We start from the raw sequence: 13955 nt of genomic DNA on the forward strand, positions 1-13955 counted from the left end.
CTATTCGATCGGCGGCCGCCGCGCATGCCAGTCCGTCACCGACTGGAACGCGGCGCCGGCGCGGACCAGCACGTCTTCGGACAGATGCGGGCCGACCAATTGCATGCTGAGCGGCATCTGGTCCGAGGCCATGCCCATCGGCAAGGTAATGGTCGGGCTGCCTGAGAAATCGAACACCGCCGTGAAGCGCAGAATGCTCAGGAGGACATTGGGGTCGGCACCGTATTCGCTCATCTTGGTGAGCGTCGGGATCGGCACCGGCATCGTCGGGATCAGCAGCAGGTCGATATCTTCGAACATGGCGACGAGGCTGCCGCTGAACTTCTGCCGTTCATGATGGATGGCCGCGATGTCGACGCCGCTCGTCGCCCGGCCCTGCTCGATCAGCTGCGCGAGGTCGGGTCCGTATTCCGACTTGCGCGACGGGTAGGTGTCCAGATGCGCCTCTGCCGTCTCCACCGAGCACATCGCAATCCACTGGCTGACGAGTTTCTGGTAAGGCGGGAAATGCACCTCGCGGATGTCGGCGCCGAGATCGGCGAGCGTGCGCTCGGCTTGCACCAGCGCGGCCACGACCTGCCGATCGATGCCCTCCTGGGTGTACCTGCGGTCAACACCGATCCTGAGGCCCCTGATGCCGTCGCCCGCTCCAGCCAGATAGTTCGGCACCGGAGCCCGCAAGGCGGTCGGGTCGTTGATATCAGCGCCCGCGATGACGCCGAGCATCGCCGCGGCATCCGCAGCGCTTCGGCACATCGGCCCGACGTGATCGAGCGAGTCGGCCAGCGGGAAGACGCCGTAGCGGCTGACCCGCCCCCAGGTCGGCTTGATCCCGGTCAACCCGCAGGTCGCCGACGGAAAGCGGATCGAGCCGCCGGTGTCGCTGCCGATCGAGCCGTAGCAGAGCCCCGCTGAGGTCGCGACGCCCGATCCGGTCGATGAGGAGCCGACCCAGTAGTTCACATTCCACGGGTTGAGCGGGGCCTGGATTGCAGGATGGTGGCTGGTATAGGCGCCCTCCGTCATCTTCAGCTTGCCGAGCGTCACCGCGCCGGCGACTTCGAGCCGGTCCACGATCGTGGCATTGAAGGACGGCACGAACTTGGCGTGGATCGTCGTGCCGCCCGCGGTCGGTGCAAACGAGGTGTAACAGAGGTCCTTCAGCCCGATCGGAACGCCATGCAGCGGGCCACGCCAGACACCCTTGGCGATCTCCGCGTCGTACTGCTTGGCCTGGGCCATCGCCCGCTCCGCAAGGACCAGCGCATAGCCGTGAAACTGTCCGTCCAGCTTCGCAATCCGGCCCAGCATTGCCTCGGTGATCTCCGACGGCTTCGCCTCCTTGCGGCGAATGAGCTCGGAGACTTCGATGATGGATTTGTAGTGCAATGAATCCGCTGACATCTGACGCCCTGCTGTTATCGGAATATGCCTGTCCGGACCGCCGCCGCGGGCGGCGATCACGCGGCTCTGCTGACGGCGCGCCCCGCCTAGAACTGGACGCCGCGCGTCAACGCGCCGTCCACCACGAGGTTGGTCCCGGTGATGAAGCTCGCCGCCTTGCTCGCCAGGAACACAGCGGCGTTCGCCATCTCCTGCGGCGTGCCCATGCGGCCGGTCGGGTTGAGCGCCAGTGCTGTCTTGTACAGTTCGGGATTGCCGTCCTTGATCATGTTCCAGACGCCACCCTCGAAGTAGGTGTTGCCCGGTGATACCGAATTGGCCCGGATGCCCTTGGCCGCGAGCTGGTAGGCAAGGCCCTGCGTGTAGTGGATGATCGCCGCCTTGAACGTACCGTAGGGACCGCTGGCAAAATCGACCTCGCGTCCCGACACGCTCGAGATGGTGACGATCGCGGCGGCGCCGCTCTTCTCCAGATACGGCATCGCCGCGTTGACGAGGCGCACCGTCCCCATCATGTCGGTGGAGAATTCCTTCTCCCAGCTCTCCTCGTCCTGCCCGATCGACAGCGCGCTGACATTGGCGACCACGACATCGATGCCGCCGAGCTTGGACGCCATGTCGGCGACCCAGGCCTTCAGGGCCGGCCCGTTTGAGACGTCGACGGCACTACCGAACGCCGCAACGCCCTTGGCCTTGAGCGCTGTGACCGCAGCGTCGACGTCGCCCTGGTTGCGCGCACAGATGCCGACATTGGCGCCCTCGGCGGCGAACGTGTCGGCGATCGCCCTGCCGATGCCCTTGGTGCTGCCGGTAACGAGAACCTTTGCTCCCTTGAGTCCGAGATCCATGTCCATTCCCTCCATTATTATCAATTATGCAACGCACTGATCTTCACCGCATCGCGCGGTCGATCACAGTAACAGCTGCGCGCGAACGTTGTCCGCGTTGACCTCCTCACCGGCCAGCGATCGCGTGATCTTGCCTTTCTCCATGATGTAGCAGCGCTGCGCGATCTCCAGGATGGTGTCGAGGTTCTGCTCCACGAACACGATCGTGGTCCCGAGCTCCGCTCGGAACGATTTCAGCGCCTCGCAAATATGCTGCACGATCGACGGCTGGATGCCCTCCGACGGCTCGTCGAGGATCATCAGCGCCGGATTGCCGATCAGCGCGCGGCCGATCGCAAGCTGCTGCTGCTCGCCGCCCGACATGGTGCCCGCGATCTGGCGCCGGCGCTCCCTCAGGCGTGGAAAATACTCGTAGACGAGCTCGGGCAGCTTCTTGCCTTCGGGCCCGCCGATCAACTCGCCGACCTGCAAATTCTCCTCGACGCTCATTTGCGGAAACACGTCGCGACCCTGCGGGATGTAGCCGAAGCCGGCGCGCGCCCGCGCATCGGCCTCGAGCTGCGTGACATCCTGATCCATGAAGCTGATGGTGCCGCGCCAGGTCTGCAGCAGACCGATCAGGCACCGCATCAGGGTCGACTTGCCGACGCCGTTGCGGCCGATCACGCCGACGATCTCGCCGCGCGAGACCGACATGCTGACGCCTTGCAGGATCGGCGTCGCGCCGTAGCCCGCCCAAAGCCCCGACACCTCCAGGAGGCGATCAGTGGGCATGAGTCTTACCCAGATAGATTTCCGCGACCTTCTCGTCTTCCAAAATCGCCTCCAAGCTGCCGCGCGCGAAGATCTTGCCAAGATGCAGAACGGTAACGCGCTGGGCGACCTGACGCACGAACGCCATGTCGTGCTCGACGACCAGGACGGTCATGCCCTCGGCATTGAACGACTTGATCAGCTCGCCGGTCTTGAAAGTCTCTTCCGGCGACATGCCGGCGGTCGGCTCGTCCAGCAGCAGCAGCTGCGGCTGCAGCGCCAGCGCCATCCCGATCTCCAGCCATTGCTGCTGGCCGTGCGAAAGCGCACCGGCGAGCTTGCCGCTATCGTCAGCCAGATTGAGCAATGCGAGCAGCCGCTCCTCTTCAGCACGGCATTCCGCGCCCGAAATGCGTTCCTGCAGCGCGATCTGGATGTTCTGCCGCACCGGCAGCTCCTTGAACACGCTCGGCGCCTGCATCTTGATGCTCATGCCGCGCTGCACCCGCGCGTAGGGCCGCTCGGCGGTGATATCGATCGAGTCGAAGAAGATGCTGCCCGTGGTCGGCGGAAAGAGCCCGACGATCAATTTGAACAGCGTGCTCTTCCCGGCCCCGTTGGGCCCGATCAGGCAGTGCACCTCGCCGGCATTGACCGTCAGGTCGACGTCGGAGACGGCGGTCAAACCACCGAAACGCTTGGAGACACCTTTCACATCGACCAGCGCCATGATTCAGGTCTCATCCGATTGCAGGCGGGCGGTATCGGCCAGCGCGGGGGCTTCGTCGCGGCGCCGACGCCTGGTCCACCAATCGACGACGAGCTTGCCGATGCCGAGCACAAAGCCCTGCGGCGCCAGCATCACGGTGGCGAGCAGCAGCACGCCCATCAGCACCAACGCCGCCTGCTGGCTGTAGACCGTGATGGTCTGAAAGCCGAACAGCAGCAGGAACGATCCGACCAAGGTCGCGGTCAGATCGTTGCGTCCGGAGAACGCCACCCACACGATCGGCATCGCCGCCGCCGGCAGGCCGATGCTGGATGGCGTGATGAACTGCCCCCACGACGTGTACAGTGCGCCGCTGAGGCCTGCGAGCCCGCTGCCAATCACGAAGGTCAGAAGCTGATACTTGCGGACGTCATAGCCGAGCATCTCGGCGCGCTGCGGATTTTCCCGCGTGGCCACGATCACGTTGCCGACGCTCGAGTTCACCAGCATGCGCAGCGCGATGTAGACGATCACGATCAGCGCGATCATGACGTAATAGAGCGCCGAGCCCTCGATGTCGAAGTTGCCGACCGTGAGCGGGTCCATCCCCTTCATGCCGTTGAAGCCGTTCAGCCGGGCTGGACCGATATGCCATTCGGGTCCCGCGGTCTGCCCGAGGAAGAAGGCAAGCACCAGTGTCGCCGACAGCGTCACGATACCGAAGAAAATCCCGCTGATGCCGCCCCAGATCATGAAGTAGCCGAGGATCCCGGCCGCGATCATCGCGATGACCACGGAGAGAACCAGCGCGGCGATCGTGGTCGTTCCCCCGCCCATATTGATGGCGAGCACGCCATAGCCGTAGCCGGCGATGCCGAAGAAGAAGGTCTGGCCGAACGACAGCATGCCGCCGTATCCCCACATCAGACAGAGACCGAGCGCCATGAATATCCAGATCAGGAAGTAGGCGAAATTGCCGACGTCATAGGAATCGGCGAACAGCGGATAGATCAGCGCCCCCGCCAGCACGGCGAGGAAACAGGACCAGAAGATCTTCCCGCGTCCGAGCGTCTGCGGGCCCTCGAGCAGCTTCAACATCAGAAATTCCCGTCTAGCGCCCACGACGAACCAGCACGCTGGATAGTCCCTCGGGCAGCACACGTATGATCAGAATGACAGCAAACAGCATGCCGATCTGGCCGATGATCTGCCCGTAGCTGGCATTCAATGCCATTCGGATCATCGCCAGGAACACCGCGGCCGGCGCGGTTCCGAGCAGGACATTGGCGCCGCCGATCACCACGGTGACGAAGCTCTCGACCACAAAGGTCGCGCCCATGGTCGGGATCAGCGTCATGGTCGGCGCGTAGAGCGCGCCGCAGAGCCCCGCGAGCGCGGTGCCGATGCCGAAGCTGATGGAATAGATCCGCCCGGTGCGCGCGCCGAGCGCCTTGGCCATCGCCGCATTCTGCATCGTGGCGCGCGCGATCACGCCAAAGCGCGTCTTCATGAAGATGATGTAGAGGCCCGACAGCACCGCTACCGCACAGGCAAACAGCACCAGCCGGTAGGTCGAAAACGTGTAGCCTCCGATCGCAAAGCTTCCTTCCGGCGTACCGATACCGCGCACCGCGGAGCCGACGATCAGCAGCATCGACTGCGTCACGATCAGACTGAGGCCCCAGGTCGCGAGCAACGAGTCGAGCGGTCGCTTGTAGAAGCGCCGCACGACGAGGTACTCGACGATCATGCCGATGATCCCCGCCGTCAGCGCGGCCATGATCTGCGCGATCGGAAGCGGGACGCCGAGATTCACGAGCCCTACGGTGACGTAGGCGCCGCACATGATGAACTCACCATGCGCCATGTTGATGACGCCCATCATGCCGAACACGATGGCCAGGCCCGCCGCCGACAGGATGAGGAACGCGAAGACATCGGCGAACTGATAGAATACCGAGAAGAGTTCAGCCGACATTCCGGTCTCCCTGATCGCGGCGCCGCATCATTGCGGCGCCGGCTCGCCTCAAAGCCGCGGTGCAAACACGAGCAAGATTCGTGCCTGCGCGCATCACGACTTGCTGGGAAGATGACTCGGCGTGTACTGATCCTTGTCGTTCTTCTTGGTGAGGTCGCAGCCGATCTCGCCAAGCCAGTATGGCTGGATCGTGCCGTAGTCCTTCTCTACCGTCACCTCATGCTTGGGCCCGACCGAGATCAGGCGCATGCGGTGCGACGTATGCTGGCTCTTCGGGTCGATGCAGACCTTGCCCTCGGGAGCCTCGATGCAGGCATCCCCCGTTGCGATCACCTTGCGCATGTCCTCGAGCTTGGTCGACTTGGCCTTCTCGACCAGCGCCTTGTACATGTAGAGCGCGTTATAGGCGTTGTAGCCCATGTCGTTGATGTAAAGCTCGTCGGGGAATTTTGCGTGCCAGCGCTTCTTGAAGTCGTTGGCTTCGGGGGTATCGATCTCCTCGAACCAGTTCGCGGTCGCATGCATGTTGTTGAGCGCCGGCGGCTTGAACCGCTTGTGCTCGAAGCCGAGCATGATCTTGATCGAAGAGCCCATCGGCAGGTTGAGGTTGGCCGCGGCTGCCTGTTCGAAGAACGAGTCCTGCGCCGCGCCGACATTGATCGTCAGCAGCCAGTCCGGCTTCGCCTTCTGGATGTTCTGGATCGTCTGCGCGAACTGCGACACGCCGAGCGGGATGAATTCCTCGCCCACGACCTCGCCGCCGAGGTCCTTCATGATCTTGCGGTTCCACTCCGCGGAGATCTGGCCGAAATTGTAGTCGGCTGCGATGACGTAGACCTTCTTGCCGAACTTCTGGACCATCCAGGGGATCAGGGTCGAGAACTGCTGCTCCGGTACCGCACCCATGCTGATCATGCTGGCATCGCAGACACCGCCTTCATACTGGTTCGTATAGAAGTACGGCGTGGTGGTGCGATCGACGATCGGACGCAGCGCCTCGCGCGATGCCGAGGTGATGCCGCCGATCAGCACGTCGACCTTGTCGCGATTGAGCAGCCGTCGGCCGAACTCCTGATAGCGGGCATTGTCACCCTGGGGATCGAGATGGATCAACTCGATCTGCCGGCCGAGAATGCCGCCGCTCTTGTTGATCTCCTCGACCGCCAGCTGCGAGCCGTGCAGCTTCGGCATGCCCATGAAGGCGAGATCGCCGGAGACGTCCTCCAGCAAGCCGACCTTCAGCGGCGGCTCCGCCGCCTGGGCGGCACCTATTGCCGCGGTCCCGAGCATTGCACCAAGCAAAGCCATTCCGACTATACGCCCCGAATACATCGCGATGTCCTCTGTCGTTGAAGGATGTTTGAAGTCACGCCTTGAGGTAATTCTTCAGGATCGACGCCCCCATCGTGTATTTGGGATCGACCATGTTGCCGAGCCGCATGCGGCCGGCCTGGCTGAGCAGCATGTAGGCGTCGATCTCGTCGAAGCCGTAATCGGCGCTCATCCAGCGCACGAGCTCGCGATAGGCGATGCGCGCCGCGTCCTCGAGCGGGCGCGCGCTGCCGATCGTCATGATGAAGTCGCGCGTCTCGAGCCGCGGCCAGGCGAAGCTCCAGTTCTTGATCAGATCGATCTGCAGCGTCACCGTCGCGCGCTGCTCCAGCGCGACGCCCGAGAGTTCGCCGTCGCCCTGCGTGGCGTGGCAGTCGCCGACATAGAGCAGCCCGCCTTCGGCATGCACCGGCAGATAGATGATCGCGCCCGGTGCAACGTCGGGCAGGTCCATGTTGCCGCCGTGATAATCGGGCTGCAGCGAGGAGATCGCCTCGATCTCTGGCGAGACGCCGATCGTGCCGATGAACGGTTCATAGGGCAGCGTGATCTTGTCGTTCCAACGCACGCCGTTGCGGTCGACATGCAGCTTCCTGACGCGTTCCGGCAGCGGCGGGTTGAGCAGCGCCGTGGATGCGGTCCCGACCAGGCCGCCGAACTCCGGAATGATGCAGGTCGTTCCGGCCGGCTGCGCGCCGCGGGTCTCGACGTCGCGGATATAGACGGCGAGGCAATCGCCCTTCTTGGCGCCCTTGACCGCGATCGGCCCGCATTGCGGGTTCAGATAGGGGAAGTTCAGCTTCGCCGTAGGGCTGTCGCTTTCGCTGGTGAGCACGCCGCCGAAGGCGTCTTCGGTTTCGACAACGACGACCCCGCCCGGATCGATCGACAGGGTCGGCTTGGCATAGGGTCCATAGACGTAATGAAAGCCGCCCTGCTGCTCGATCGTCAGGCTATGGGTCGTACCGGTCGCGCCCTTGGCAAGGGCGCGCTTGGCCATGATGGAACTCTTCAACCAATCTTCGGTCATGCGGTCGGCTCCTCAATTCAGATCGCGGGATGGCGCTTGTGCCAGTCGGTGACGCGCTGGAAGGCATCGCCCGCGCGAACGAGGCTTGTTTCGTCGAAGTGACGGCCCACGAACTGGAAGGCGACGGGCCCGCCGTTCGGCGCGAAGCCACCGGGAAGCGTCACGGTCGGGCTGCCGGTCATGTCGAACGGACAGGTGAAGCGCAGCAGCCCGGTAATCAGCGACGGATCCTCACCCAGCGCCGCCATCTTGGCCAATGTCGGCGCAGCGAACGCCTGGGCCGGAACGGCGATCAGATCGACCGTCTCGAACAACAGCCGCACCGCGCCGCGGAACGCTTCGCGCCGCAGCACGATCTTCTGGTAATTCATGCCGGATTGCGCCCGGCCGAGATCGAGCAGGCCGGCGAGCGCCGGACCATATTCGTCCTTGCGTGCGGGATAGGTCTCTTCGTGCGCGACCGCCACTTCGATGCCGCACAAGGGGAACCAGTCCTCGATGACGGCCTTGGGATCAGGAAACGTGATGTCCTTGATCTTCGCGCCCAGATCGGCAGCAACGCGCAGCCCTTCGCTGAGCACCTTGCCGGCAGCCTCGTCGGTGCCTTCGATGGTCCAGCGCCGATCAACCCCGATCGTCACGCCGCGCAAATCGCCGGACAGGCCGGCGAGATAGTTCGGCACAGGCAGCGGCACGGAGGTGGTGTCCTTGGGATCCTGGCCGGCAATCACGGCGAGGATCGCGCCGCAATCGGCCGCGCTGCGCGCCATCGGCCCGATGTGATCGAGCGTTGCCGCGAGTTCGAACGCGCCATAACGGCTCACGCGTCCCCAGGTCGGCTTCAGCCCGGTGATGCCGTTGGCGGCCGATGGAAAACGGATCGAGCCGCCCGTATCGGTGCCAAGCGAGCCGAAGCAAAGCCCCGCGGCGGTGGCGACGCCGGAACCGCTCGACGATGCGCCCGACCACAAATCCGCATTCCACGGATTCTTCGGCGGATCGATCTTCGGGTGATGGTCGGCATAGGCGCCCTCGGTCTGCTGCAGCTTGCCGAGGATGACAGCGCCGGCATCCTTCAATCTCGCGACGACCGTGGCATCCTCGCTCGGCCGGAAGTCCCGGTGAATGGTCATGCCATGCGCGGCCGGAGCGCCCTTGGCCCAGCACAAATCCTTGACGGCGATCGGCACGCCGTGGAGCGGTCCCTTGATCTTGCCGGACGCGATGTCCTTCTCGGCTGCCGCCGCTTCGGCCAGCGCCGCCTCGCCCATCACACAGGCGTAGCTCTTGAGCTTGCCGTCGAGCTGCTCGATCCGCCCGAGCATCGCCTTGGTCACCTCGACCGGCGAGAGCTTTTTGGCCTGGATTTGCTGCCCGATCTCAATGAGCCCGAGATAGTGAAGATCCGTCGTCGGCATCGTTTCTCATCCCCGCACTTGACATGACGCAAGCGCAGGCACTGCCCATCACCGCGCATGCGCCTCCGGCTTGGCGGCACGGACGTGTCGCCAATTTGTTTAGCGGCAAAAGCAAAAAACCACCCGCTCCTCCGAAACGAAGGTGACGAATGGCCCAAATGCCGCGGCTATGAACTATCGCATGGGTCCGGAGTCGAACGGAGCACTCTGCGCGGCGATCGGGACGTCATCGGCCAGATCGACGCACGCAAGGTTCGACAGGAAGCCCTGTAGGAGAAAATTCTAAGGAGGTGTGCAGCGCGTTGTCAACGAGGCTGGCTGCACAAATTTCGCGAGGTGCATGCGCAGCAAATCGGCATGACCTCTTGCACCGACCTCTGCGAAGATGATCTCCTTGATGCGTTGCGCGGCCGAAAGTACTCAATGACCAAGCCCTCCATTCCAGTCGGCATCATCTGCTCGCAGCACGGGCCCTATCAGGCCATGGGACGCGAGATCCTGAAGAGCGCCATGATGGCGGTCGACGAAATCAACAATCAGGACGAATTCGACTTCGCGATATCGGCGCATGTCCGCGATCCCCGCGGAATCATTTCGGAGTACCACACGGTCTGCGACGACCTCATTCGCAACGTCGGCGTCGAGCATATCATCGGCTGCTACACCTCGGCCTCGCGCAAGCAGGTGCTTCCGATCGTCGAGCGTACCGACCGCCTGCTCTGGTATCCGGCGCGCTACGAGGGGTTCGAATGCTCCGACAATGTCATCTATGTCGGCGCCTCACCCAATCACAACGTACTGCCGCTGGTGCGTTACGTGCTCGATAATCTGTCGCGCGAGATCTTCTGTGTCGGCTCCAACTACGTCTGGACCTGGGAAACCAATCGCGTCACCCGCGAGCTGGTGACGGCGGCCAAAGGACGCATTCTCGCCGAACGCCTGCTCGAACTCGGTGAAAGCGCGGTCACGCACATCGTGGACGAGATCGTGCGGCGCCGGCCGCCGGTCGTCTTCAACACCTTGGTCGGCAGTTCGAGTTACGACTTCATCCGCGCCTTTCATGCGGCGACCGCCGCGGCTGGCCTCGACATCCCGATGCTGAGCTGCAGCCTGTGCGAGCCCGAGCTCAAGATCGCGGGTCCTGCATCGGCCGGATGCATCACATCGTCGGCCTATTTCGAGAGCATTCGCCTGCCCGAGAACCGGGCCTTCGTGGCGCGCTGGAAGGCGCGCCACGGCGAGCACAGCAGCCCGTCCGTCGACGGGCAATCCGCCTATGTCGCGGTCTATCTGCTGGCCCGGGCGCTGCAGCGCGCGGGCACATCCGATATCGGCGAGGTGCGGCGCGCCGCGGCCGGCCATCGCTACAATTCGCCGCAAGGTCCGGTCTGGATCGACGGCAGCAACAACCACTGCGTCCTGACGCCGCGGCTGGCCGTCTCGAACGCCGAAGGACAGTTTGACATCTTCTGGGAAGCTGAAGCGCCGGTTAGACCGGATCCCTATCTGACGCAGCTCGACATCGCCGCCAGCCCGGCAAGGGATGGAACGTTGCCGAATGCGCCGCATTTGCGGGTTGTGAAATGAGCAAACCGTCTTCATTTTCGCTGCGGGGCCGCAAGGCGCTCGTCGCCATCAAGGATGAGCGCGATGCCTCGATCGTCAGGCGGCAGTTCGAGCGCCTCGGGATCGAGATCGTCATATGGGAGCCCGGTGCCAGTATCGACTGCCGTCCCGACGTGACGCTGATCGATGACGAGTTCCTGCCGCTCACCTCGCCGGCACAGCGGACGTCGCTTGGACGAAGCCCGGTCATCGCCCTGCTCGGCACCGAGACGCCAAGCCGTCTGAAGCTGGTGCTCGACCTCGATCCGGCGTCATTCCTGGTGAAGCCACTGCGATCGGCCGGCATCTATGCCGCGCTCGTCCTGGCTTTCGAGCGAAGCGAGCGCACCAGCGAGCTCAAGCAGCAGGTGCTCAAGCTGGAGCAGCGGCTGCGATCCCGCCGCGTCGTGCTTGCCGCGGTCCTTCAGGTCATGCACAGCCATGCGCTGGCCGAGCCGGCGGCCTTTGCGCTGATCCGCCGCGCCGCCATGGAGCAGCGCAAGACGATCGAGGAACTTTCGGCGGAGATCACCGCGAAGGGCTCCCTGCCCCGGGCAACGGGCTAGAGCCGGTCGTCTATTTCTTCAGTTCCGCGTAGAGCTGCATCACCCGTTGCGGCAACACCTCGATGCGCGGCACCCGGGGCGCATAGCGCTCGCCGAAAATCCGATCGAGCTGGGGAAATCTTTGCTCACCGATGCCGAAGGCAAAGATATCGGTGCCGCGCCGCCGCAGCTGCTGCGCGGCCCGGCGGGCGTCCTCGACGAGATATTGCCTGTCCGGCACGTCGACGTCGGACGGCTCGCCGTCAGTCAGAACCAGCAGCACTTTCCGGAACGCGCGTCGTTCCGCGAGGTAGCCCCCGGCATGGCGCAATGCCGCGCCCAGCCGCGTGGAATGGCTGCTGCCAAGACCCGCGAGACGTGAACGAACCACGGCATCCATCGGCTCCGCAAAGCCTTTGATGCGCAGATAGCGCACGCGCTCGCGGCCGTCGGAGCTGAAACCATGCACCGCGATCGCATCATTGGCGGCCTCGACCGCCGCCGCCATGATCGCAGCCGCCTTGCGTTCGACGTCGAGGACCGTCCGGCCGCGGCGGTCACGGTCGGCGGTCGATTGCGACAGGTCCAAGAGCAGCAGGATGGCGAGATCGCGCGGTCCCGGCGCATCGCGCTGGTAGACCCTGGGCTCGCTGATATTGCCGGTGCGCCGCTCGATCGTCAGGGCGATCGCCGCGTCGATGTCGAGTGCGTCGCCGTCGCGCTGGCCCTTGTGTCTGATCCGGCGGCCGATCGACGCGTCGCGGGTCAACTCCGTGATCCAGCGCATCGCGTCGGCGTCCGTCGAGGAATCGAAGGGCTGCGCGGAAACGGCTGCATCGGCTTCCAGAATCGTGGTCCAGTCCGGCCGCTCGGTACGCGCCGCATAGTCCCATTCCGGGTAGGTCGCGACCGGAAACCCGTCCAGCAGCGTTACCGCGCTGGCCTTCGCGCGCAGCGTCTCGTCCGGCCTGGCGTTGTCGTCGGCCGGCTGACCACCCGCATCGTCGCGCCGCTCGATCCGGACGGAATCGACGGCAAGTTCGATCGTCTCGGCCGGACTGTCCCGCTGGTCGCCGAAATCCCACAGCGCCAGATTGTCGTCGCGATAGGCAGGTTCGACGACGTAGCTCTTGGCGTTGAACTGCAGCCGCATCTGCCCGATGTCGTTGCCGAGCAAACCACCGATCTCGCGGCTGATGGCGGGATCGGTCCAGCGGCCGGCGGCAGCGGCAAACAGCGTCCGCCCCTTGGTCACCCACGCATCCGGATCCTGATAATCGGGATCGATCAGCGCCCGCGCCAGCCGCATCATCAGTCCGGCTGCGGTTGCCTGGCCGGCTGGCGTCGCGCTGTGAAATGGCAGCCACAGCCGGCGCAGCCCCGGCATCCGGTGGAGCGCCAGCGCCTCGACCCGGGCATCCTCGATCAGCGAGACCAGCGCGATCTGCAGCGCCTTCAGTCGCCTCACCGGAAAGCGGACGGTGGAATGCACCAGATGCGCGCCGGCATGCGCGACCGCCGCGAGATAGACGGCGTCGGCCGCCTCGCCCTCGAAGCCGGGAAAGGTCTGCGGAAGACCGACGAGGCCGGCGGCGAGCGAGGTCCGCCGCGGCACCGGCGTCGGTGCAACGGCAAGTTTGCGGAAACGCGGCTTTCTGTTCCACAACGCGATCGTGGTTGCAGCGAGGCGCTTCTCCAGCCGCGCGAAATCATCCCCGCTCCGACCGGCTGCGAACAGCTGCGCCGAAAGCTGATCGTCGAGCGCGAAATAGGCGCGGCGGCGCGATGCGCGACTGCCACTGGCGCGCAAGCCAGCGGAGACCCACGCCGCAAACTCCTCGCCGCCGGCATGCGTCAGAAACTGCCCCAGCCGGCCGATCGCGAGCCCCGCCGACTCCGGCCCGGTGGCTGCGAGTTCGTCGAGCGCGGCGAGAACCGCGGTGAGTTCTCCTGCACCCGCAAGCCGGGGCAGCACCTTGGACAATTCGGTCAGCAAGGCATGGGCGACGCGGCTTCCGGCACCGCAGCCGATGTCCCTGACCGCGCGGCCGATCGCGATCAGATCATCGGCCGATCGCTGCGCCGGCCATTGCTCCGATAGACGCAGAAAACCCTGCACCACGGCTTGACCGAGATTGGCCTCGAACAGGGCGTGCACGGCCTCGTCCCAGACCGCCAGGTGATCGAACCAACCAGTTCGCTGCAGAGCGGTACGCGCTGTCTGCACCGCCGCAGCTACATCGTCATGGCCGCGCAAGAGTGCCGCAAGCCGACGTCCGGACCGGAAGCTATCGAGCGAACTGATTTGCGCGACCGCCACCTGCAATCTTCCA

At 64.6% G+C, this 13955-nt stretch carries 12 protein-coding genes; 2 read left to right on the forward strand and 10 right to left on the reverse strand.

Features of this window, described 5'->3' with window-relative positions:
- The 9 genes from ACVWZM_RS02825 to ACVWZM_RS02865 form a co-directional block, all read right to left on the reverse strand.
- Entirely contained in the window at nt 1–1404 is a 1404-nt protein-coding gene (locus ACVWZM_RS02825; protein ID WP_456851775.1) for an amidase, read from the reverse strand.
- A gap of 86 nt (nt 1405–1490) precedes the next feature.
- Nucleotides 1491–2252: an SDR family NAD(P)-dependent oxidoreductase gene (locus ACVWZM_RS02830; protein WP_038376099.1), complete on the reverse strand. Its 762-nt coding sequence runs from the start codon at nt 2250–2252 to the stop codon at nt 1491–1493.
- Between the two features lie 63 nt (nt 2253–2315).
- Nucleotides 2316–3026, reverse strand: coding sequence for an ABC transporter ATP-binding protein (locus ACVWZM_RS02835; RefSeq protein WP_456851777.1), 711 nt, complete (start codon nt 3024–3026; stop codon nt 2316–2318).
- Nucleotides 3016–3735, reverse strand: coding sequence for an ATP-binding cassette domain-containing protein (locus ACVWZM_RS02840; RefSeq protein WP_456851779.1), 720 nt, complete (start codon nt 3733–3735; stop codon nt 3016–3018). Before ACVWZM_RS02840 ends, ACVWZM_RS02835 begins: the two co-directional genes overlap by 11 nt.
- Nucleotides 3736–3738: 3 nt before the next feature.
- Nucleotides 3739–4812: a branched-chain amino acid ABC transporter permease gene (locus ACVWZM_RS02845; protein ID WP_038382048.1), complete on the reverse strand. Its 1074-nt coding sequence runs from the start codon at nt 4810–4812 to the stop codon at nt 3739–3741.
- A 13-nt stretch (nt 4813–4825) separates the two neighbouring features.
- Entirely contained in the window at nt 4826–5692 is an 867-nt protein-coding gene (locus ACVWZM_RS02850) for an ABC transporter permease subunit (protein WP_456851782.1), read from the reverse strand.
- A 93-nt stretch (nt 5693–5785) separates the two neighbouring features.
- Complete coding sequence (locus ACVWZM_RS02855; RefSeq protein ID WP_141339913.1) at nt 5786–7000, reverse strand: urea ABC transporter substrate-binding protein; 1215 nt, start codon at nt 6998–7000, stop codon at nt 5786–5788.
- Between the two features lie 58 nt (nt 7001–7058).
- Complete coding sequence (locus ACVWZM_RS02860; RefSeq protein WP_057015930.1) at nt 7059–8054, reverse strand: acetamidase/formamidase family protein; 996 nt, start codon at nt 8052–8054, stop codon at nt 7059–7061.
- 17 nt (nt 8055–8071) lie between these two features.
- A complete protein-coding gene (locus ACVWZM_RS02865; RefSeq protein WP_229189292.1) occupies nt 8072–9472 on the reverse strand; it encodes an amidase in 1401 nt (466 codons plus the stop codon).
- A gap of 423 nt (nt 9473–9895) precedes the next feature.
- Here ACVWZM_RS02865 and ACVWZM_RS02870 point away from each other — a divergent pair, with 423 nt between their 5' ends.
- Together ACVWZM_RS02870 and ACVWZM_RS02875 are read left to right on the forward strand one after the other, a co-directional pair.
- Nucleotides 9896–11059, forward strand: a complete 1164-nt coding sequence (locus ACVWZM_RS02870) for a transporter substrate-binding domain-containing protein (RefSeq protein WP_028345130.1) — start codon at nt 9896–9898, stop codon at nt 11057–11059.
- On the forward strand, nt 11056–11643 hold the full coding sequence (locus tag ACVWZM_RS02875; protein WP_057015927.1) for an ANTAR domain-containing response regulator: 588 nt from the start codon (nt 11056–11058) through the stop codon (nt 11641–11643). Before ACVWZM_RS02870 ends, ACVWZM_RS02875 begins: the two co-directional genes overlap by 4 nt.
- Before the next feature lie 10 nt (nt 11644–11653).
- Here ACVWZM_RS02875 and ACVWZM_RS02880 read toward each other — a convergent pair whose 3' ends face one another.
- A complete protein-coding gene (locus ACVWZM_RS02880; protein WP_456851785.1) occupies nt 11654–13942 on the reverse strand; it encodes a VWA domain-containing protein in 2289 nt (762 codons plus the stop codon).
- Nucleotides 13943–13955: the final 13 nt, after the last annotated feature.

The sequence above is a fragment of the Bradyrhizobium sp. USDA 4501 genome (assembly GCF_054062115.1).